We start from the raw sequence: 21,645 nt of genomic DNA, 5'->3' as shown, positions 1-21,645 counted from the left end.
CGATATTCTAACAAGGGTACGAGTGTTATTTTCTGCACTCTCCTTACTCTCGGGGAGTGACAACAAACCACATGAACATGTGGGCTGGAGGCTTCAATACCTGATTCAGCAGTTACAGACACTCTGGCGTCGTTTTGTGACATTCGTGTATTCCGTACGAGCGTCCCACGTGACTTTCAATCTCATTGAAAGGGTTTGGAAACGCTCTGGTATCCTGTTTTCTACGCTTTAGTCGGTCTCTGCTCCGTATTCTGCAGCATACTATAGGTCATACTTGCGGGTGTAACGTTTGGCCTCGGTGCAGAACTGCCGGCTACGCAGTTATATCCGACGGTGCTCCACAGGCGGCCCGCGGGTTTCGATGTGATTGGTCTGCCTGACTCTGCCACCACTACCAACATTTATTAATGATGATTGCGATGCTTCTTCTACTCGGTATGAGCGAAGTTACACTATCAAACGTCAGCAAGGTATACGACGACGATGTCCTTGCAGTTGAGGACCTTTCTCTGGCCGTCGAGGACGGTGAGTTTGTCGTCGTTGTCGGCCCATCCGGATGTGGGAAATCGACCACACTTCGGATGATTGCTGGGCTCGAAACAGTCACCGACGGTGAGATTGCTATCGGGGGGAACGTAGTCAACGACGTTCGTCCACAGGACCGGAACATTGCGATGGTGTTCCAGAGCTACGCGCTGTACCCGCATATGACCGTGCGCGATAACATGTCCTTCGGGCTCCGGCTGTCAGGCGAGTACGATGATCAAATCGAACAGCGCGTGACTGAGGCCGCCGAACTGCTGGAGATTGCGGACCTCATGGACGACCTGCCGAAGCAACTCTCGGGTGGCCAGCAACAGCGTGTCGCACTTGGGCGGGCTATTGTCCGCGACCCGGACGTGTTTCTGATGGACGAACCGCTGTCGAATCTCGACGCGAAGCTTCGGACACAGATGCGCACGGAGATCCAGCGGATCCAAGAAGAGTTGGACGTGACGACGATTTACGTCACGCACGATCAGACGGAAGCGATGACGATGGCCGACCGGATCGTGATTCTCAATCAGGGTGAACTCCAGCAGGTCGCGCCACCGGAACGCTGCTACGATGAGCCCAACAACAAATTTGTCGCGGGGTTCATCGGGTCACCATCGATGAACTTCTTCGAAGCGAGTGTAACCAATAGCGGCGGGCACGCGACGTTCCACTCGTCAAATATTGAGTTTACGCTCAACGTCGACATTCCGGACGGGGAGTACACGCTGGGCGTCCGCCCGGAAGATTTCGTCGCCGAGGACGCCGGCGAGTACATCAATACAGTTGTCGATGTCGTAGAACCAATGGGGTCTGACAACTTCCTCTATCTGGAGACTGCAGGCGGGTCGAAAGAAGTCGTTGCCCGGGTCAGTAGCGAATACCGCCCAGAACGGGGCGATAAAATCGCGCTCGGGTTTCATACAGAGGATATGCATCTGTTCGGTCCAGATGGCGAGCGTGTGGAACTGAATCAGTTGCAGCGGACAGAGTCGGTGTAATATGTTGTACGATACTATCGGTCGGAAAGAGAGCGAGTGGGCTGGGATGACTGCGGGTCAGATCCGAAATGTCGGCGAACAGCCGGGCTCAGTTCTCGTTATTCCCGTCGGAAGCGTCGAACAGCACGGGAACCACCTCCCGGTCGTCACCGACACACTCCTCGTCGAGGCGATGGTCGACACTGCTATCGAGCGCCTAGATGGCGTTCCTGTCGTCGTGACACCGCCGGTCTGGAGCGGGTTCTCGCCACACCATCTGTCGTTCGGTGGGACCCTCTCACTCGAGTTCGCGCACTTGCGAGCGACACTTGAGGATATCGCACACGCTGGCATCCAGAACGGATTCGACGCGGTGCTGTTCGTCAACGGCCACGGCGGGAACAGTTCACTCATCGACGCCGTCGTGAGTACTGTGGGCGTCGACACTCACGCCGAAGTACTCGGGACGACGTACTTCCATCTGGCGTCGGATAGAATCGAGGAGCTCCGGACCACCGAGACAGGGGGGATGGCTCACGGCGGTGAGTTCGAGACGTCCCTCATGCTTGCGCTCCGACCAGACCTCGTGGGTGACCCGGCGGTCCGCGACGGTGAACCGATGGACGAACACTACGGCTGGGGCGGGCAAGACTTGCTTGACGGGGGCAACGTCTCTGTCTACCGCTCGTTCGACGAGTATTCCTCATCCGGAGCTATCGGGACGCCGAAGCAGGCGAGCGCGGAGACAGGCGAACGAATCCGCTCGGTCATCGGCGACGAACTCGCGGCCCTCATGGTTGCGATTCACGAGAACAATGCCTGACCAATGAGCGACACAACACAAAGAATTATGTACATGGAAATAGGTGACATTAATGATGCAGCCCGATAACAACGACAGGTCTGTCGAGGATAGTATCGACCGCCGACGGCTTCTCCAGGCGCTTGGCGCAGGCGGCGCCATCGCCATCGCCGGGTGCAGCGGCGACGGTGGGAGCGGCAGTGACGGGGGTGACGGCGACAGTGAGAGCGGCGGTGGCGGCAGCGACGGCAGTACGCAGAGCGTGCAGTTCCTCACGATGGGCGTCGGGGACAACATCAAGCAGTTCTTCGAGGAGAACAACGCGGCCTTCGAGGACGAACACGGCGTCGACGTAGAGTTCACCAGCGTTACGTGGGACAACGCACGGCAAACCGTGAACAACCGTGTCGACGGCGGCGAAGCGCCCGACGTCAGTCGGTGGCCGGCACGCTGGATCCCCCAGCTGGTGGGCAAAGACGCACTCGAACCGCTTGATGACATGATGGACGGGGAGTTCGGCGAGCAGTTCTACGACGGCGTGGCCGAGGGAACGATGTACAACGGCTCCCACTACGGCGTGCCGTGGGCCGCCTCGAACAAGTGCCTCTACTACAACAAAGATGTCTTCGAGACGGCGGGGCTCGACCCGGAAGACCCGTCGCTTGAGTCGTGGCAGGATATGCTGGATGCCGCAACGCAGATCCGTGACAGTGATGCGAGCGTCCCAGCACTGGGCCTTGCAGGGGCCGACGCAATCGAAACCGGGTCGCAGTACTACCACTACCACTGGTCACACGGCGCGGACCTCGTCGACGACGAAGGTATGCCAGTCGTGAACTCCAGTGGCGCTGTTGATGCCCTCTCGTTGTACACCGACCTTCATCTCGAACACAATGTCACGCAGTCATCGCCACTCTCCTCAACTCGGCAGGACATCCGACAGCTGTTCGAGAACGGTGACCTCGGGATGGTCATCGGGCACGTGTACACGGGACTCAACATCACCGCGGCGAAGGAAAACGGTGACGTCGACTTCGATTACGGTATCGTGCAGGTACCGCGTGGCCCTGAAGGTCGGTACAGCCTCTTCACTATCGACACGCTCGCCATCCTGAGTCAGAGCGAACACAAGGACCTCGCCCGGGACCTGATTCGGTTCTACTTCGACGAGGAGCGACGGTTCCAGTACTCGAAACAAAAAGGGTTCCTCCCCGTCGTCGAAGCCGTCGGGGAGCGCTCGTACTTCTCGGAGTCGAAGAACTGGGGACCGTTCGTCGAGGCGGGGCAGTACGCCCGCGCCCGACCGAAGCTCGGTAACTTCAGCGAGTTCAACGACCGGATGGTCCAAGCCATTCAGGAAGCACTGGCGGACCGGAAGTCACCGCAGAAAGCGCTCAACGATGCACAGAGTGATCTCGAAGATGCCATGGAGTGACAGACAGGGATGAGTCTGGCAGAGGAATACACCGAAACGTCCGATGACTCACGTCTCGAACGAGGGCTGGCGTACGTCCAGCGCAATAGCCGAGCGTACCTCCTCATTGCTCCCGCAGCGGTGTTCCTGCTGGCCGTTGTCGGGTACCCGATCATCGAGACGTTTCGGTTGTCACTGTACCAGTCGCCGGCCGACTCGAACATCGAGACGTTCGTCGGACTCCAGCATTACGTCGAAATATTCAACAGCGACATCTTCTACCGACTGCTCTGGCAGACCGGTCGCTGGGTCGTCGTCGGTGTCCTGGGCAAGACACTGCTGGGACTGCTTATCGCCGTTCACCTCAAGGGTGATATTCGTGGTCGGAAGTTCTTCCGCACGGCGTTTCTCATCCCGTGGGGGATTCCCTACGCGATCTCCGCTGTGGTGTTCCGGTGGATAGAGCACCCGCAGTTCGGCTACCTCAACGCGATCTTGCTAAAACTCGGCATCATCGAACAGGGTATCGGTATCCTCGGAAACCCGAGTCTGGCGTGGCTCGGCGTCGTCGTGGCTGATATCTGGATCGGAACGCCGTTCATGGCGATTATCTTCCTCGCGGGCCTGCAGTCGATACCCCAGGAACTGTACGAGGCAGCCGCCATCGACGGTGCCGAGAAGTGGCATCAGTTCCGGTACATCACGCTCCCACAGCTCAAAAGCGTCGTCCTGATCGCCACGCTGCTGTCGACGATCTGGACGTTCGTCAGCTTCGACGTCATCTGGACAATGACCGGCGGCGGCCCGATCAGTTCGACGGCAACGCTCGTCATCCACATCTATCAGGTGGGGCTCCAGAACGGGAACCTCGGGCGCGGAGCTGCCTACAGTGTCATCGGGTTCCTGTTCCTGTTCGGCTTCGCAATCATCTACCTGCGCATCTACACGCGCGGCGGTGACGAGCTATGACGATGGCAGGCCACGACCGGAGCAGTCTCCGCAAAGTCCGGCTCTACGGCGTGCTGATCGGACTACTCGGGCTCATGATGTTGCCGTTCTACGCGATGTTCTCGAGTACGCTCAAGCCGGAGTCGGAGATCTTCGCTGCACCGGCGACTCTGGTCCCCAGCGACCCCAGCCTCCAGGCCTACCTGCAGGTCTGGACACAGACCGACGTGTTGCTCTGGGTCGCCAATAGCTTCATCATCTCGGTGGGGACGGTCGTGTTGACGCTTCTGCTGGCGATACCGGCCGCGTACTCATGTGCCCGGAACGACTTCGTGGGGAAGCGAACCTTTCTCCTCTCCGTGCTGGTCGTCCAGATGTTCGCGCCGGTTGTGTTGATCGTCGGCCTCTTCGATGTTATCTCTCAGATGGGACTGTTCAACACCTATTGGCTGTGATCGTCCCGGCGGCAGCGTTCACGCTGCCGTTCAATGTCTGGATGCTGTACGGGTATTTCAAGACGATCCCCGTCGCGCTCGAAGAGTCAGCGCGTATCGACGGCGCGAGCCAACTGCAGATCCTCACGAAGATCGTGCTCCCGCTCACGAAGCCGGCGCTGGTCGCCAGTGTCACCTACACGTTCCTCTACGCGTGGAATCGGCTGCTGTTCGTGCTTACCTTCCTCACTGACAGTGCGAAGTACAACATCCCGCGCGGCGTCTTCTCGATGGTTGGTGCGCTGCAGACCGACTGGCGGATGATGCTCACCGTCTCTGTTATCGGTATTATCCCACTCCTGATTTTGTTTGCCTTCCTAGGAGCGTGTCATAGAATCCATCTCATAGCATCTCACAGCCCGGCTCGTTTCCTCGCTCGTAGTTGGTGATTGCAACGACGAGTCGTAGGCAGAGCGCAACGAACACTTCTGTTCGAGCGTGGACGCGGCCTCGGGCGCGGACGTGCCCGAGGCCGCAGTCCTTGACGGCATCGTTAGTTCGTTCGACTCCTATCCGGTGGTTGTACGTCTCGTCCAAGATGGACTGTTTGAGCAGAACTTCCTCACTGTGTTCGGTGATACGATCTTCGACCCTATACTCGATATCGAGCGGATCGTCGGTATTTCGCGGGTTGTACGGGGCAATTGGCACGACCCCTGCGGCCAGCAGGTGGTCGTGCCAATCGAGGATATCGTATGCGCTGTCTCCAAGCATCCAGATGGGTGTATCGACGGCGAGCGCGTCACACGTGACGCGCATCGCCGTCTCTTGATCCGCTTGTTTGCTCTGTGTGAACTCCGCTGCTATCGGAATCTTTGGACCGGTCGAGACGATCGTACAGCCGAAGCCGTAGTAGTGTTCCTCAGCTGTTGGGTCGTAGTTCCACGAGGCGGCGTCGTTGTACTGGACCGCTTCGATGTGGGTTGAGTCGATGGAGTACGTCGAGTCGAGCAGGCCCCGGCAGGCGGCCTGCTCGACGAGTCTCTTGAAGACATCATCGATGACGTGTTCGAGATCGGTAAGAAACCGGTCAACTGTGTCTCTGGATGGTGGTTTGTCGAGTCCGCAGTAGTACCAGACGAGGCTGTGCTGGAGTTCTCGTGTGACTGGACGTGTGCCGTATACATCCTTGTAGTAGCAGTGTAGAAAGCCGCGAAAGAGGTCTGGTGGCTCATGGACTCGTGTTCGCCCCCGCCCCGAGGGGGCGAACACGTCGTACTCCAGCAGAAACTCGAACTCAAGATGCTCGAACAGCGGTACTGTCTCGGTAGCCGCCGCATTCAAGAAGTCGTTAACCCATCCGTTCTAGGCTAAGGCTGAGTTAGCAGGAAAACCACCAGATGTTACCGGGATGAGAAACCGGTGGAAAGTGAATGAAACTACCACCGGATGAGGTAATCGAAGAGCGGTTGGTGAATACTTTTCCAAACAGCCGGCTGCGCGAGCTGGCTCGCGCAACCGGACTGGTGCAGCGCGACGGCGGGAAGTTGGAAGCTGACGCTCTGTTCTGGGCGCTTGCGCTCGGATTTCTCTCAGCCGGGCACAGAACAATCGAAGCGTTCCGCCAAACCTACATCGATACCTTTGGTGGCACGATCAGGTACTCATCCTTCTACGAGTGGTTCACGCCTGAACTGTGTACATTCCTTCGAGAGGTCCTCAAGGAGGCCCTTGAGGACCTCGATCACGAGAGCGACCGTCTCCAAGGACGGTTTGAGGAGTTCCGTGAAGTCTTCATCGTGGATATGACAGTCATTACGCTGTTCCAGGAGCTGTTTGATGAGTTCCCTGGCTTTGGTGACGACCACGCTGGAGCGAAGCTCCACGTGGTCGAATCAACCAGTACAGGCCTCCCTACCGAGTTTTCTATCACAGACGCTCGCACGCACGAGTCAACGCAGTTGTCGACTGGACCATGGCTGGAGAACGCACTGCTGCTGTACGATCAGGCGTACTTCGAGTACCGGACGATGGACTTGATCGACACTAACGGCGGCTGGTTCCTGACGCGGTTGAAGCCAAACGCACAACCGAAGATCGTCGACGAACTCAGGGAATGGCGTGGCAACGCCATTTCTCTGGAGGGAGAAAAAGTTCAGGATATTCTGGACGATCTGCATCGTGACGTGATTGATGCCAAGAGCGAGGTCGAGTTCAAGCGACGCGTCTACAACGGCACGCGCAGCCGTGCCGTTGAGACGTTTCGCGTCGTTGGTGTCTGGAACGAGGACCAACAGCAGTACCACCTCTACATCACGAATCTTCCAGCTGACGACTACGCTGCCTCAGATATCGCAAAGCTCTACCAAGCTAGATGGGAAGTAGAGCTTCTCTTCCGTGAACTCAAGACTACATACGCCCTTGACAAGATGGATACAACCAAACCAGAGGTCGTTGAAGCGCTCATTCTGATCAGCCTCATTTCACTCATTGTGAGCCGGACACTTCGAGAACTGTTCATCGAGATTCTCGAAGACAACTGCAGTGACGACGACATTGAGCCGTCGTCACTGCTGCCACGAGAGCGCTGGGCAAAGGCTGTGAGCCGCCGGAATGATCGGATACTCCGCCGAGTCGCTCGGCGACTCGGCTATGAGACGCCAAGTCTCGTCAAATCGCTGATGAACGACGGATTGAACCCGAACGCTCACCGTACCTTATTGCTTGAGGAGGTACAGTACAACTCGTTTGACGCCAAGCTCGCGTAATCCAGCGAGAACGCTGGATTCGCGTCGCTGGTTAGCTGCGCTACTCGGTCCAGATGGGCAATTCAGTGCTTCTTCCTCCTGAGAGAAGTTCAGGCTGTCACACACGAGCAGATCGAATCTTCAGCGCCAGTTATTCACCGTAGATGTATCACCAGCTCTGGCACAATCTCTGTCAGCCGAATCAAGTTAGACTAGAACGGATGGTCGTTAACCGAACCTACGTCCTGCAGGGTCGCGGTTGTGTTGGACACACTTTCCGCACCCTGCTGCTTTGCATGTGGCGCTTTCTATGACACGCTCTATAGGAGTGCTTATCGAGTAGCTATAATCATCGAAATTCTGGGAGTTTATAACAGATATATGATGGCTCGACACCAGTATCCCTCAGCACATGGATAACTAGCAAGTGTCCAGAAGAAGCCGACTACCTCATGTATGAACTCAATTACTAAACTGTAACAGTTAGACGTAGCGGTGTATGCCGGAACATATCTCCGACAGCGAAATGGAACGGATTTCGGAATTCGCGAGCACTCCGATGTACAAACGGTCGCCCGACCAGTTACTGCCGGATGGTGCGGCCGACGACGAAGAATAACACACCCCTGGGGGGTGTTTCTCAGTCAGCATACAATCCCACTCACGGCTCACCGATATCAAAGGACTTGTTGTTTTTCCCTCGCCGTCTGGAGACCCCGTGAGTAATAGAAAGCACGAGAAACGAACTTATGACAACTAGTCCGATAACTAATGGACTAATCGTACCGAGTGGAGGCACACCGACGATTGCTGCTATGAGTAAAACGGCGTTCAACAGGGCCACAGCGCCATAGTACTGATACCATTTTGACTCGTTATCGCCATTGCTGATGAATGGTTCAACTTCTGGAGCATCCTCTCGAAGAGCTATCTCACCCGTATCAGCGTCATAGGTTATCAGCCCTGCCTCTTGGAGCTTCGGAGCATGAGTCTGATACAGCGAGACGTACACCCGCTTTCGCGCCTGTGAAGAGAGTTCTTCGACGGTTGTATCGTTTTCCCACGCAGCCAGCTCCTCAGCTAAATCGGTTAGCTGGACTGGCTCTATTTGCTGGCGTAGATAGTACAGTGGTATGTGTTTACCCTGTGGATTCAACGACCGGTACAGCGCGAGCTCGTGAGATCATCTCGTTGTCCCGAACGACTCGCTTGAGTTCCTCATAGGGATTGCGTCCCTGCTGGCTCCACGTTGCCAGCAGGGAGAAGAGGGTTTCGTGGACGAACATTCCGCGGTCGTTCCGGAGTGTCCCGATGATTTTCCGAAGAACGACTGGTTCACGTAGCGCGTTTTCCGCAGCGTTGTTCGTCGGCGAGACCGCTGGCTCACCGACGAAGGTGAGCCAGTGGTCGAGGCCTCCTTCGATCTTCCCGAGTAGTGTTGCCACTGGTCCGTCGGGGACCGACCGCTCAATCAACGATTCGAGTTCTCTCCGCGCGACACGCTGTAATTCTGCCCGCTCGCGCAGTGTCAAGTCGCTCTCCAGCTGAGTCTGGAGAGCGGCATACAACTGTGTGAGCGCTCGGTAGATCGGTTCGCCTTCTTCCTGCTGTTCGGCAGCATCCTCGGCCTCCCGGAGAATGTGCGCCCAACACCGCTGGAGTTTCTTGCTGAAAGCTGGGTACGCTGTCCACCCGTCACAGATAATCGTTCCTGCGAAGTCCTCCCCGAGGACTTCCGCAGGAACATCGTGGCCACGACTTTCCCGGACGGCGTACAGCGTGTGCTTGTCCGTTCGGAACGTCCAGAGCCACGCTTGGTCTCCGTCGCGCTTGATTCCCGTTTCATCAACGTTGACCACGTCGGCCTGTTGAATCTGTCTACGTATCTGCTCGTACTCCGAGCGACCGGCGCGCGCTGCGCGCTCGGTCGCATGCCACGCGGACGCGCCCGAAAGGTCCAATCCGTGGAGTTGGTTGAAACGATCAGCGATCTTTCGGTAGGGAAGCCGGTGATCGTACCGGGAAAGAGCCGCCTGCGCGATGACGTTCACCCCGAACTGCCCCTCATCGGGGCAGTCGGGGTGTGATGCCACCGTCTCGGTTCCGCACGAGTCGCACTCGTAGTAATGGCGGTTGTACTGGGTAGCTTCCACAGGCTGCGGATCAGGAATCTCTTCGACGAGTCGCGGGCTGACGCCCTCCGACTCATCGAACTGCTCACCACAGTCAGGGCAACAGTCACACGTGACTTCGACCTCCTCATCTGGATCGGGTGCAGACCGCCACTCGGGATTATGGCCGGATTTTCGACCCGGTGTCCCGCCGTCAGTACGAGGTTCTTCGTCGTCCTCGTCGGATGAAGACGAGGACGACTCCTCAGAGTCAGATTGTTTCTGACTGGAGGGGGTGTGCGGTCCTTCGTGCCAGCGAAGTTTGGCTCTGAGCCGCTTGTTCTCTTCGCGGAGGTGTTGATTCTCCTGTTCAAGCTTCTCAACACGATTTTTGAGCGCAAGAAGTTCCTCACGCGAAACCTCAACGCTGTCATCTGAGGAAGTCACGCGACTGCACTCCCCAAAGCAGACGACACGGGATGGTCTCTGTCAGAGAGACCATCCCTCACAATCGCCTTTGTCGCCTGCATTGACCTACTGGCAGGTCAGGGGCAATCTACGAGAGAGTACCGAAATCGTTCTGGGGGTAAACCGATGCGTACAGTGTATATCGACGCCTAGAGCTGCTGAGGATATCGAACATTTGGTCGCGTGAGAGCTCTGGTTCTTCCTCTACCATCGGTGCACTCATGACCTCGGTTGCTGCGTTGGTTTATGTTCAGGCCGCGAGAGCGACATATATACACGAAACCCGGGGTACCGTTTTGTTACACCCCCGTTACCCTCTAATTTCCGAGTAAGAAATAGCTACTTGAATGGCGTACTGGGCTTTTGTCTTTCACCGACGGGTCACAGTCGGTATCTAATCCCTGTGTTTATGATGTGGAAGTATTGACAGTACTACACGAATACCTCACAACAGCAGAGAATAAATAAAAATAGATATGCAGGCGAAAGCGCAGTACGGTGAGTTATTGTCCGATCCGATATAAGTCGCGGTGTCACACTACTAAACTCTGGGTCTACTTCTACTAGTATATGTACAAACATTAGCACTACGCTATCGGATTCTAATGAGGATAGACGGAAACTACGTAGTGTCCTATTAATAATATATCCTGGTTATACGATATTGGCTCTGTCAGTTGATTTACCAAGTCACCGAGTGGGAATTTGGCGAGGCCAGTCTGAAAGCACAGCCGCACCTGTGATAGTAATCTCAAGAATAGTCTGGCCTAACCTCTGTGAAATCTGGAGTAGTTCAGTCCGTAATAGGATATATCGCCAACTATCGAGCTAAGAGCGTGACTGCTCAATATTCTTTTTCAAATTCGGATATCCTCTTCTGCGGCTACTGTACTGCTCTCCCGCTCGTCTTGCTGGCGTGCTCTCTTGCCGGAGGCTCATCATCATTTCCTCAATTAAGAACTAGTAGGAAGTTGATAGCCGATTACGTGGGCGTGATCTCGATTGTCTCGCTGTCTCGAATCCGAATGGTGTACCCACTGTATGTGAAACTGATCTGAATGTCGTCGGTGGACTGCCCTGCGACAAGTGTGTCGAGGGCATCCGGGTCGATTTGATTATACAGCGGCGGGAGACTAGTTTCCGTTACGGATTCTTTAGCTGCTATAGCGGTAACAATCGCTTCACTCGGTGATTCGTACTGGTTTGTCCAAAAGACCGTTTCTGTCTCGTTCCACTCCAAGCTCGTTGTCCTTCGTATGAACCACTCCCGTATCAGGATATACTCTATCAGACTAGCAAACTCAGATAACAGGCGCTATCTATCTAGATGCTGTGCCGTTCTCTCTTCGCCAAACAACTCCTCAAGTAGTTTCCGGACAGCTACCCGAAGGTGGTGGCTGAACGTCGGCTGTGATATATCGAGTGTATCAGCGATTTCCTGACCGGTCTTGTCCCGCGGAGATTGATAGAATCCGCTATAAAAGGCTGCAAGCAGGACCTCAAACTGCCGAGGGGTTAGCTGTGCTGTCAGTTCTGAGTAGAATGACTCGCGGGTTTGGACACTACGTTCCCGCTTGTGACGGCTGACGAGTTCGATGTCCGGACATGAACGCCGTAACTCAGCAATGAGTTGGCGAATATCGACAGTCTGTGGAACCTCAATCTGAATCTTCAGCGTCTTCCCATCAGACTGGATCAACTGCGGGGCTCCTCCTTGCTCGGCGACTGTCAGTGCGAGTTGTGTACCCGAGACTGTCGCTTCGAACAAACTCGTATCTTCTGTGTCGGTTAGACACTCCATTCGCTCAATCCGAGGGAGGGTATCCAAGCACGCTTGTAGATCTTCTGAGGGAGCATCAGTGCTGAAAAACACGATACAGCTGGCACCTCCCTGTGGGACGATCCCCTCGAATGATATCTCTGCATCGACGACGCCCGCGATCCGATGGAGGATATCATCGGATTCGGTTGCTTCCAGTTGAAGCTCGACAGCCCGATCCGCGACGAGCCCTTGCTTCGTCTCAATGCTGTTAATGGCGTATCCAACCGTCTCACTCACTTCCTCGAGTACTGACTGTGTCGGCAGATCGAAAACGTTCGGCGCTTTCGCGTACACAGTCAGGATCCCATATGAGAGCTGCTGATAGCTGAGTGGAATACTGACGACTGATTGGAACCCGCGTTCCAGTAGCCGCCGCTGCCACCCCTTCCCTCTGAGCCCGTCCGCGATGTTGTTGTTCAGCGTCTGCTCGTTCGTCCGGGCTGTCTGGACTGCTGGTGGAGGCGGTGTTTCATTCGAAGGTGTGCGGGATTCTTCAAGAAAGCCACGGTCGGTTCCTGCCCACGTCCGTGGCGTGACACGGTCAGTATCGGATTCGTATGCACCGATCCAGGCCATCCGTCTTTAGCTAAGATGAGAACCGCGTGACAGCGACGGCTTATCGAGGCTATTTTTCGAGAGGAATGAGGAGGAGAAGTCTGTGCACAACCCTCGCTCCTCAACGAGAATCATGCGTCGGCTCACTACGCTTTTTCCCTCTGAGTTCCTCGAAGAGCACGCCGAGGAACTCGGCGTGGTCGAGCGAGAAGGCAAGCTTCAGATTCCTGTCCTCGTGTGGGCGCTCGTGTTCGGCTTCGCCGCAGGCGAGAGCCGAACACTCGCTGGGTTCAGGCGCTGCTACAACGCCACAGCTGACGAACCGATCTCTTCTGGCGGCTTCTATCACCGGTTGACACCGACGCTGGCAGAGTATCTCCGCGACCTCGTCGAGCGCGGCCTCGACGAGGTCGCTGTTCCAGACGCTTTTGACGCTGATATCGACCGATTCAGGGACGTGATGATCGCTGATGGAACAGTGTTGCGGTTGCACGAATTCCTCTCTGATGAGTTCCAAGCCCGTCACGAGGAGCAGGCTGGAGCGAAGCTCCACCTGCTCCACAACGCCACCGACCAGACAATTGAACGGATCGACGTAACGGACGAGAAAACGCACGACAGCACGCTGTTCAACACAGGTTCGTGGCTACAAGGACGGCTAGTTCTGTTCGATCGAGCGTACTTCAAGTACCGCCGTTTCGCGTTGATCGACGAGAACGATGGCTACTTCGTGAGTCGGCTGAAGCAGAACGCGAATCCGGTGATAACGGCGGAATTACGGGAATGGCGCGGCCGCGCCATTCCCTTGGAGGGCAAGCAGATCCACGATGTGGTCGATGACCTCTCGCGGAAGTACATCGACGTAGAGGTCGAAGCGGAATTCAAGCGAGGGCAGTACGAGGGAACGCGGTCACTGGATACGAAGCGGTTCCGCGTCGTCGGCGTCCGCAACGAGGACGCCGACGACTACCATCTCTACATAACGAATCTGCCGAGAGAGGAGTTCCTGCCGTCAGATCTAGCGACGCTGTACCGGTGTCGATGGGAAGTAGAAACTCTGTTCCGTGAGTTGAAGACGCAGTATGAACTGGACGAATTCGACACGAACAACCCTGATGTCGTGAAAATTCTACTATACGCTGCGTTGCTGTCACTGCTGGTGAGCCGGGAGTTGTTGGATCTGGTCACCGAGCAGGCCGACGATGAGATCGTGTTTCCGCCGGAACGCTGGGCGGCGACCTTCCGGTCGCACGCCCAGCTCATCCTCCACAAACTCGGCGAGTACCTCGGTTACTCGCCACCGCCGTTGTTGGAGCGGCTAATCGAAGACGCTCAGAAGATTCATCAGCAACGGCCGATCTTACAGGAGACACTCGCTACCGCTACACAACCGAGGTGTGAGTCTTAGCTAAAGACGAATGCCGATCCAGGCAAACGAACAGATGTCGGACGCGACTAACTGGTCACACACTGCCTGCTCTATCTCTGAGCGACTGTCTGCCCTGAGCACTCGCTCGTGAATTTTCTGACTCAACTCTGTCAACCGGTTCATCTGCTCAAGCTGCACCGTCTGTTGCTCCAGATCGCGTTGCCTATCTTCGAGTTCCGTCTCGTAGTTCAGCCTATCGAACGCCGTTCGAATAGTCGCCCCGAGGAGTTCGGTAATTCGACGAGTCTGGGTATCGAACTCGCCGCCGATTGTGTCGCCCGCTCGAAGTACCCCATGGTCACCCAGCGGGACAAAGACGGCTTTTCCATCAGTCGTCGTGCTCTCGCCCGATTCCGAGGCCGAGTTCTCGTCGCAGATTATAGTTTCCTCGGTAAAGAAGGCCGAACTTACGAAGCTATCACCGTCTGCTGGGATAGCCTGGTGTTCCTCGGTCTCCGTCGTCGAAAGCGGGCGAAAAGTGTTCGTCTCGCTGTCGAACGCGTACAGCACAACCTCAGGGAGACCGATGATATCACGGGTCCGCGAGACGACAATTTGCGCGGCTTCCTCCTCTGAAGTCACGCCCAAGAGGTCTGTTGCGGTTTCGTACAGCTGTGTAAAGCCCATCTCAGCCCGCTGTGTCTGTAATTCGTTTCCGATCCACTTGCTCAGCAGGTCCACGAGCGTTACGTCCCAGTCCGAAAACCCGGTCCCGCTCGTCCCGGACCCGTAGAAACAGAGCGTCCCATAGATACTCCCACCCACAGTGAGTGGCGTGCCGAGATACCGATTGACTTCGTCATCCCACATGTGGTCTCGACTATCGTCGCCGCAGTCGGCAGCAACGTCAGTCATCACGACCGTCTCCCCGTCTTTGATAGCTTTCGCGCAGGGGGTTTCCGACAACGGAATCGTTCCGCCTGAAAAAATCGTTTCCTCTGGTGTCTGGAGCACCTCGAAATCGTATTCCATTCCATTTATATGAGAAAGTGTTGCGTACTCGGTTCCAAGCACGCTGCGGCCGACTTGCATGAGGTCCGCTATCTGTTCTTGTAGCGCCCCGTCCCGTGCTGTGAACACTTCGGTAATCGTCCGCAGGACTTCCTCCCGCATTTCGAGTTCGGCACGTGTTGCAGTTGAATGGAGCCCATCGGCGACAATCTCAGCAAGCTCTGTCAGTACTGTCTGCTCCGCCTCGTCAAACGCGAAGGGTGTGTCTGCGTATATCGAAATCACGCTCTGTACTGATCCTGTGTACTGGATCGGGAGAACGATCATCGACCGGAACCCGTACTCCGATGCGAGTTCCTGCCATGGCTGGACAGACGAACCAGTCCTGATATCAGACGCCACCTGCTGTTCGCCGGTTTCGATTGCGTGGCCGAACGGTCCGTCATCGAACACTGAGCGGTCATAGCGAGAGAGCATCGCTTCGACGTATTCGAGTGCGTCGCCACCGCCAGCGGTGGGAACGACGTCGCCTGACTCGTTTTTCTCACCGATCCAGGCAAACTGGTAGGCATCCGAACTGGTCAGGATGTCACAGACAGCCGCTTTGATCTCGTCGGCTGTTGACGCCCTCAGCACCTGGCGGTTTATTTCTCGGAACAGGGAATTGATCCGCGATAACCGCGCTGTTTCCCGTCGGAATCGGTACGATTCGACTGCGTTCTCGATTCTGTTTGTGAGTACTGCGTACTGTTCCGGCCCACCACCTTTGACGAAATAGTCGGTGACGCCGGCCGAAACCGCTTCGCTGGCGAGTTTCTCGCTCCCCTGGCCTGTCAACAGGATGAACGGGAGGTCTCCGTTAGACCGTCGTACCGTCTCTACGAATTCAATCCCGTCAGCTTCGGGCATCTCGTAGTCACTGACGATACAGTCGATCGACTCGGAATCGAAGTAGCTGAGGGCATCATCGACGCTTGCGGCCTCAATTACCTCGATACGGTCGTTCTCGTGTTCCAGCAGTTCTGCCGTGGTTTGCCGGAACTCCCCATAGTCATCAACTAACAGCACCTTGATTTTCGGGGCTTCCGTCCCACTATCCGTTGGTGCCGGTCCAGTTTCACCGGCCAACTTCCGCATACTACACTACTTACGCGACAGCGCGTATAAACGTTTGACTTGGTTGCAACGCAGCCATTGTTCTGCCCCTGCCAGTCACTGTCTCCCTTGAGAAACTCGGTCCAACCCGAATCAGTAGGTAGTTCATACTCTTACAAGCATACAAACACTACGCTCTCCGAACCAATGATTCCTGACCCGAGTTATTAGAAATCTACATATTCTAATAGTTTTGTACCTTGAATATCTTCTCGTCGATATGCTATCGTACAGATATCAAATGTGGTAAGAAACGGTCTGTATTGGGATTAAATCAAACCTGGATTTAGCTCTGTAAATATCGACTACATAATAATATGAGAGAAATACCAGATAAGAATGATAACGCATTTACTAGCATATGTGTGATAATAATTCCATTTGCGAATAATTTTCCTCCCCCACTCACATTCGTCTATGACCAAAGTACACACTAAGGGTGTGTAGACTATCGGAGTTAGGGCTCACGTACACTGTGCGTACACCAGGCGTCAAAAACTATTACTGAACAGGCCGAAACGACTGAACAATGGCTGTTGACTCCGGTTGCAAAGTAGATGCGGTTATCGATAAGTACGGGCTGGCGTCAGCGGACCCCGTCTACGAGTCCCTTGAGGATGGCCTGCTCGCACGCTGGACAGGCGCCGATGACCGGACCGAAATGGGGTATCGGTCGTTGACAGCGTGGTTCAACAAACGACTCCTCAAACAGGTGTATACTGAACACGGTCGTGAAGCCCTTGATACCCGTATAGACAGCGACTACGAGACGTTATGTGGCGATGACGACTTACAACGGGACGAACTCATCGAGCGACTGCAAGCTACAGGCATCCCTGGTGCGTCGCTCCATGATGATATGGTGTCGTGGGGGACGATGCGAACACATCTCAACGACTGTCTGGACGGTGAAAAAGAGCCACAGAAGGCGACAACTAACTGGGAGCGTGAGAGCGTGGCAACGGCCAAGACGGTTGTCGAACAGAAGGCCGAAACGGCACTGTCATCGCTCGCGAAGAAAGGCGACATCGACGGCGGTGACACCGCAGAGATTGAGGCCCAGATACAACTTGGATGTCCAGACTGTCCGACCCGCGTTCCGTTCGCTGTCGCACTTGAGCGTGGGTACGTCTGTAAGCAACACCGGAGCGCGAATCTGTCAGCACACAACTCATGACTTGGAACATCGACATCGAACGAATCGCAGGTATACTTGATGGGTCGGCAACGATAGCGCCGGGAGTAAACGTCGTCCGTGGTTCGAACTGGCAGGGGAAATCGAGCTTCATCGAAGCAATCAAAACGGCCCTTGGCACCTCCACAGAATTGACCGAAGGGGCAGAAAGCGGGACAGTACATCTAGAAACACCGACAGGCGTCTATGACGTGGCGCTCACCCGTGAGAACGGTACCGTCGCCCGACGCGGTGAGCCATACCTCAGCGACGAGTACGACGTGACACGCGCTGAACTGTTCGCGTGTCTGGACGAGCGCAACGAAGTCCGCCGTGCCGTCCGGGCAGGAGAAAATCTTGAGGACGTGCTGTTGCGGCCGCTCGACTTCCAGAATATCGACGCACAGATCGAGACGTTACAGCGAGAGCGCGAACAGATCGAAACAGAACTTACGCAGGCACGCGAGGCGAAAAAGCGGATTCCCAGTGTTCAAGAGAAAGTGACACGGCTAGAAAACGAAATTGAAGATTTGCAGGCCAAACGTGAGACGATCGACAGTGAGGCAGGAAGCGACGACAGTTCGGAGTCGGTCCGCCGTCAGCTCAGTCAAGCACGAACTGAACAGAATCAGGCGCAAAACCGCGTCGAACGACTTGAGCAGAGTATCGAGCGGACGGAACAGCGTCTTTCGGAGCGCCAAGATGATCTTGATGCTCTCGAAATCCCGGAGTACAATGACGTTGCAGACAAACTTTCGGAGGCGAGGGAGTCCCTCTCACAAGTAGAGCGAGACGCCGAGGTACTCCAGTCCGTCTACTCCGCCACCGAAATGGTACTCAGTGAAGACCGACTGGACCTGCTTACCGAGGTGGAGCGTGATATCGACGAGGACACCGTTGCCTGTTGGACATGCGGCAGCGAGACAACACGAGCGGACCTGGCTGACCGGCTGGACGCTCTTGGGAGCGAACTCACGGCGCTTCGCGCCCAGAAAGAGACCTACCGAGATACTGTCGAGGAACTGGAAACACAGCGCGAGGAAATCAGCCAGGCTCGCCAGCGAAAAGCCGATTTAGAAGAAGACATCGCTGAGTTGAAGACGACGCTGGCCGACCGGAAACAAAGCCTCGATGCAGCCAGAAGCAGGCTCGAAAAGGCCCAAGGGGACGTGGAGCGGCTTTCCGATCACGTTGATGCGGCCGTGGCGGAACTTTCGGATGTCGAAAGTGAGATCAAGTACCGCGAGGCCGAACTCGAAGACACCGCCGACGAACTGGCGCAACTCGAAACGAGAGCGGGCCGCGTCGACACGCTCGAAACCGACCTCGAATCCCTTCGTGACGACCTCGCGGAACTCCGGGGCCGAAAAGACCGACTCAAGCGTGAGGCACGGGAAGCGTTCGATACGGCGATGCAGGACATCCTTTCCCGATTTGGGACGGGGTTCGAAACGGCTCGACTCACCGCTGACTTCGATATTGTGGTCGCTCGCGACGGTCAGGAAGCGAGCTTAGATGCCCTCAGCGAGGGGGAACTCGAACTTATTGGCTTTGTGGCAGCGCTGGCCGGCCGCCAGTCGTTTGATGTTGGCGACGCTGTCCCGCTCTTGCTCGTTGACGGCCTTGGCGGTCTTGACGATGACAACCTGCACACCCTTATTGAGTACCTACAGCAAGGAACGGAGTATCTGGTGTTCACTGCGTACCCGGAATACACTGCGTTTGACGGACGCGAGATCGACCCGACCCGGTGGACTGTTGCGAACGAAAAACAGGCCTCAGCTGACTAGTCTCTCTTAAGTCGGAGTGTCCGCACCACCGACGCTGATGCCTTGCTTGACTGCACACCCTGTTGTTCAAGAACGGAATATACGGCTCAATTGAATCCACAGACGGCGCCGGGATAGGTCGTTAGAATCACGGGTATGAAGCGGGAGAGTAATGTTATGCACAACACCCTCTTCCGCTTCGTGAAGCAAGTGGCTTCACTCGCTCAAAAGCTTACTGACGCTGCGCTGATGGAACTGAGTGATCCAGCCGGCAACGGGTTTGCCGGCTGGAAGCACGCAGTCTTGCTCTATCTGCGCGAACACATGAGCGCGGAGTACGAGGAAATCATCGACTGGGCCGAAGAGATGGAACGTGTTCGAGCGGTATTGAATCTTCAACGCGGGGAGTTTCCCGCGCCTTCGACGCTGTGTAAGGCGTTCAAACGGGCATCGATGACTGTCTGGCGACAGCTGCTCCGCCGGTCGGCGGAGCTGCTGGACCAGAATGGTCACGCCGCAATTGATGCCACATACTTCGACCGTCAGCAAGCATCGTCTCACTACTTGCGACGGATTGATCGTTCCGTCAAAACGATCCAGACGACGTTTCTCGTAGATACAGCTGAGGGAGCAGTTCTTGACTTACACTGCAGCACGGAGTGGCCTGACGAAACCAAGATCGGCCCGAAGGTCGCCCTGCGGAACGCGGGCGACCTTCGAAGCTTGGCCGCTGACAAAGGCTATGATGACATGAGCTTCCGTGAGGAGCTTCGAAACGCCGGGATTCGTCCGCTGATCAAGCACCGTGTTTTCGCTCCTTACGACCACGCACACAACGCCCGAATAGACGACGAGCTCTATGGTCAGCGATCACAGACCGAGTCCGTCAACTCCTCAATCAAGCGCTCGCACGGCTCCGCCGTCCGAGCGCGTGACTGGTTCCGCCAGTTCCGGGAGATAACGCTCATAGCCGGCGTTTACAACGTGGAGCAGGCAATTGAACGCTGAAACGCCGAAATTCGCCGGATTCAATTGAGCCGAATATACTCTCTAAGAGTATTTTCAATTTTAGGATAATTATACAAAAATACTATCAGTGGTAGGGTTGTTCAACAATCAGATGGCGACCATTCGGGTAAAAGATTGGACGAAAAATAAATTGAGGCAAATACGGAACGCGGAGTCACACTCGTCGTACGATTCGGTCATCAAAACACTGCTAAAAGACCGCAAACTCGCAAAGTACACCGACGACGCCTCCAATACAGCGACAAGCGAGTCCGGACAGCCACAGGACGCCGACATCGACAAGGCGTTCGACGATCTGACTGTGCTGGCGGAACTAACCGGGAGCCACGACGACGTGTTATTCCTGTGGTGTCCGAACTGCGGGAACGAACTCGTCCATCTCACGGTTGAGCAACCGCTTGGCCTCTCCGTGTTTGAGATGGAGTGTCAGCGATGTCTTACCCATCTCGACAGTCACGCCATCGTCGCTATTGAACTGCGGTATCCCATCGAACAGAAGATGATCGAGGGACAGCTTCAGACGGACCTCAAATCCTGCGTGATAGACTACTGGGACCGGACACTGGAGGCGGTGGCTGACGGGACGCTCGAAGCAGACACCTCCGCCGCCAGTCTCGTGTGGCAGTTCGACCAGTACTACAAGCAGTTTACCTGGGACTGGCCGACTGACGTTCCGGCTGTCAGCGTTGTCCCCGGCGTCACGTATCGCAATACCGTGACTGACGAGCGAATCGAAGCCGTCGAAGCTGTCACCGAGAACCGGAACGCGATGGATTCGTACAAAGTCAGACGGTACACTGTAGACGGCGATGTCATCTCGGATCGGATAGACAGTAGCACGATTGTCGACTGGGTTGTCAACCGTGAACTGGTCATCACTGAGCAGTCCGTGGAAACGACCAAACCGGCGACCTAAGGGACCTTGGTGCCGCGTACTTTATTTTATCGCTGGTGTATGTGGCGTTCCTCTCAAAACGCCCCGTGGTTTGCTGGATGCTGATCTGAGTGGGGGTATATTTTCGCCTCGAAGTACCCCTCCTTCGCAGTCCTAAATCTAAAGATTGGACAATATTCTGAATATTATGGTCTGTACGGTCGGCAATGAGTGCGAAAAATATCCTGTCTTGGTTATTGGGCCGCTTATAATATGGAATAACCTGAGGTAATGTATAAGGTATATCGAGGCTACTGAAGACACTCATGACGTTTGTCGACAACAGTTATACGACATCAGTGACCTCTTTTCTAGCATGATTAGGCTGGTTGGATGCATGCGTTTCACTAGTTGCATCTCCGTGCATATCCAGAGTTGCAAGCGAGGGA

The 21,645-nt window shown here is 55.6% G+C and carries 15 protein-coding genes and 3 pseudogenes; 11 read left to right on the top strand and 7 right to left on the bottom strand.

The window, feature by feature from the left end; genetic code table 11:
• Window positions 1-437: 437 nt before the first annotated feature.
• From BDK61_RS19185 to BDK61_RS19165, 5 genes and pseudogenes are all read left to right on the top strand, one after another.
• The gene (locus tag BDK61_RS19185) at window positions 438-1,535 is read left to right on the top strand and encodes an ABC transporter ATP-binding protein (RefSeq protein WP_121304430.1); all 1,098 of its coding nucleotides are present in this window, start codon (window positions 438-440) and stop codon (window positions 1,533-1,535) included.
• 1 nt (window position 1,536) lies between these two features.
• Window positions 1,537-2,337 carry a creatininase family protein gene (locus tag BDK61_RS19180; protein WP_121304176.1) on the top strand — a complete coding sequence of 267 codons (801 nt, stop codon included), beginning with the start codon at window positions 1,537-1,539 and terminating at the stop codon, window positions 2,335-2,337.
• Between the two features lie 55 nt (window positions 2,338-2,392).
• A complete protein-coding gene (locus BDK61_RS19175) occupies window positions 2,393-3,751 on the top strand; it encodes an ABC transporter substrate-binding protein (RefSeq protein WP_121304173.1) in 1,359 nt (452 codons plus the stop codon).
• A gap of 9 nt (window positions 3,752-3,760) precedes the next feature.
• Window positions 3,761-4,699 carry a carbohydrate ABC transporter permease gene (locus BDK61_RS19170; protein WP_121304171.1) on the top strand — a complete coding sequence of 313 codons (939 nt, stop codon included), beginning with the start codon at window positions 3,761-3,763 and terminating at the stop codon, window positions 4,697-4,699.
• A pseudogene (locus BDK61_RS19165) lies at window positions 4,696-5,561 on the top strand (carbohydrate ABC transporter permease). The gene BDK61_RS19170 and the pseudogene BDK61_RS19165 overlap by 4 nt, the downstream one beginning before the upstream one ends.
• On the opposite strand, the gene BDK61_RS19160 reads toward BDK61_RS19165, so the two are convergent.
• Window positions 5,515-6,456: a transposase gene (locus BDK61_RS19160; RefSeq protein ID WP_121302322.1), complete on the bottom strand. Its 942-nt coding sequence runs from the start codon at window positions 6,454-6,456 to the stop codon at window positions 5,515-5,517. The pseudogene BDK61_RS19165 and the gene BDK61_RS19160 overlap by 47 nt on opposite strands.
• Window positions 6,457-6,545: 89 nt before the next feature.
• Between BDK61_RS19160 and BDK61_RS19155 the strand changes: the two genes are divergently transcribed.
• Window positions 6,546-7,880 carry an IS4 family transposase gene (locus tag BDK61_RS19155; RefSeq protein WP_244209691.1) on the top strand — a complete coding sequence of 445 codons (1,335 nt, stop codon included), beginning with the start codon at window positions 6,546-6,548 and terminating at the stop codon, window positions 7,878-7,880.
• A gap of 640 nt (window positions 7,881-8,520) precedes the next feature.
• Here the strand turns inward: BDK61_RS19155 and BDK61_RS19150 are convergent.
• From BDK61_RS19150 to BDK61_RS19135, 5 genes and pseudogenes are all read right to left on the bottom strand, one after another.
• Entirely contained in the window at window positions 8,521-9,015 is a 495-nt protein-coding gene (locus tag BDK61_RS19150) for a DUF7344 domain-containing protein (RefSeq protein ID WP_244209907.1), read from the bottom strand.
• Window positions 8,999-10,472 (bottom strand): annotated as a pseudogene (tnpC, locus tag BDK61_RS19145) (IS66 family transposase). The gene BDK61_RS19150 and the pseudogene tnpC overlap by 17 nt, the downstream one beginning before the upstream one ends.
• A 96-nt stretch (window positions 10,473-10,568) precedes the next feature.
• Window positions 10,569-10,649 (bottom strand): annotated as a pseudogene (locus tag BDK61_RS24500) (DUF7344 domain-containing protein); the annotation flags it as partial.
• Window positions 10,650-11,420: 771 nt separating this feature from the next.
• A complete protein-coding gene (locus BDK61_RS19140) occupies window positions 11,421-11,678 on the bottom strand; it encodes a HalOD1 output domain-containing protein (protein WP_244209906.1) in 258 nt (85 codons plus the stop codon).
• A gap of 75 nt (window positions 11,679-11,753) precedes the next feature.
• A complete protein-coding gene (locus tag BDK61_RS19135) occupies window positions 11,754-12,836 on the bottom strand; it encodes a bacterio-opsin activator domain-containing protein (protein ID WP_244209905.1) in 1,083 nt (360 codons plus the stop codon).
• Window positions 12,837-12,948: 112 nt separating this feature from the next.
• Between BDK61_RS19135 and BDK61_RS19130 the strand changes: the two genes are divergently transcribed.
• Window positions 12,949-14,223 carry an IS4-like element ISHma1 family transposase gene (locus BDK61_RS19130; protein WP_121302325.1) on the top strand — a complete coding sequence of 425 codons (1,275 nt, stop codon included), beginning with the start codon at window positions 12,949-12,951 and terminating at the stop codon, window positions 14,221-14,223.
• Here BDK61_RS19130 and BDK61_RS19125 read toward each other — a convergent pair whose 3' ends face one another.
• Window positions 14,224-16,332 carry a GAF domain-containing protein gene (locus tag BDK61_RS19125; RefSeq protein ID WP_244209904.1) on the bottom strand — a complete coding sequence of 703 codons (2,109 nt, stop codon included), beginning with the start codon at window positions 16,330-16,332 and terminating at the stop codon, window positions 14,224-14,226. It lies immediately after the preceding gene.
• A 547-nt stretch (window positions 16,333-16,879) separates the two neighbouring features.
• Between BDK61_RS19125 and rdfA the strand changes: the two genes are divergently transcribed.
• The 4 genes from rdfA (at window position 16,880) to BDK61_RS19105 (ending at window position 21,238) form a co-directional block, all read left to right on the top strand.
• Entirely contained in the window at window positions 16,880-17,527 is a 648-nt protein-coding gene (gene rdfA, locus BDK61_RS19120; protein ID WP_121304168.1) for a rod-determining factor RdfA, read from the top strand.
• Window positions 17,524-19,314, top strand: a complete 1,791-nt coding sequence (locus BDK61_RS19115) for an archaea-specific SMC-related protein (RefSeq protein WP_121304165.1) — start codon at window positions 17,524-17,526, stop codon at window positions 19,312-19,314. The genes rdfA and BDK61_RS19115 overlap by 4 nt, the downstream gene beginning before the upstream one ends.
• Before the next feature lie 135 nt (window positions 19,315-19,449).
• A complete protein-coding gene (locus BDK61_RS19110; protein WP_121304163.1) occupies window positions 19,450-20,301 on the top strand; it encodes an IS5-like element ISHma10 family transposase in 852 nt (283 codons plus the stop codon).
• A gap of 112 nt (window positions 20,302-20,413) precedes the next feature.
• A complete protein-coding gene (locus BDK61_RS19105) occupies window positions 20,414-21,238 on the top strand; it encodes a hypothetical protein (RefSeq protein ID WP_121304161.1) in 825 nt (274 codons plus the stop codon).
• Window positions 21,239-21,645: the final 407 nt, after the last annotated feature.

The organism is Haloarcula quadrata (genome assembly GCF_003634715.1).
Taxonomy (GTDB): Archaea; Halobacteriota; Halobacteria; order Halobacteriales; family Haloarculaceae; genus Haloarcula; species Haloarcula marismortui.
Note: the sequence above shows the minus strand (reverse complement) of the source record. Positions and strands in the feature narration are given on the sequence as shown.

What these genes read in the sequence shown, in the direction of transcription:
- BDK61_RS19185 (WP_121304430.1), top strand. Translation starts at nt 438, where the DNA reads ATGAGCGAAGTTACACTATCAAACGTCAGCAAGGTATACGACGACGAT.
- BDK61_RS19180 (WP_121304176.1), top strand. Translation starts at nt 1,537, where the DNA reads ATGTTGTACGATACTATCGGTCGGAAAGAGAGCGAGTGGGCTGGGATG.
- BDK61_RS19175 (WP_121304173.1), top strand. Translation starts at nt 2,393, where the DNA reads ATGCAGCCCGATAACAACGACAGGTCTGTCGAGGATAGTATCGACCGC.
- BDK61_RS19170 (WP_121304171.1), top strand. Translation starts at nt 3,761, where the DNA reads ATGAGTCTGGCAGAGGAATACACCGAAACGTCCGATGACTCACGTCTC.
- BDK61_RS19155 (WP_244209691.1), top strand. Translation starts at nt 6,546, where the DNA reads ATGAAACTACCACCGGATGAGGTAATCGAAGAGCGGTTGGTGAATACT.
- BDK61_RS19135 (WP_244209905.1), bottom strand. Translation starts at nt 12,836, where the DNA reads ATGGCCTGGATCGGTGCATACGAATCCGATACTGACCGTGTCACGCCA.
- BDK61_RS19130 (WP_121302325.1), top strand. Translation starts at nt 12,949, where the DNA reads ATGCGTCGGCTCACTACGCTTTTTCCCTCTGAGTTCCTCGAAGAGCAC.
- BDK61_RS19125 (WP_244209904.1), bottom strand. Translation starts at nt 16,332, where the DNA reads ATGCGGAAGTTGGCCGGTGAAACTGGACCGGCACCAACGGATAGTGGG.
- rdfA (WP_121304168.1), top strand. Translation starts at nt 16,880, where the DNA reads ATGGCTGTTGACTCCGGTTGCAAAGTAGATGCGGTTATCGATAAGTAC.
- BDK61_RS19115 (WP_121304165.1), top strand. Translation starts at nt 17,524, where the DNA reads ATGACTTGGAACATCGACATCGAACGAATCGCAGGTATACTTGATGGG.
- BDK61_RS19110 (WP_121304163.1), top strand. Translation starts at nt 19,450, where the DNA reads ATGAAGCGGGAGAGTAATGTTATGCACAACACCCTCTTCCGCTTCGTG.
- BDK61_RS19105 (WP_121304161.1), top strand. Translation starts at nt 20,414, where the DNA reads ATGGCGACCATTCGGGTAAAAGATTGGACGAAAAATAAATTGAGGCAA.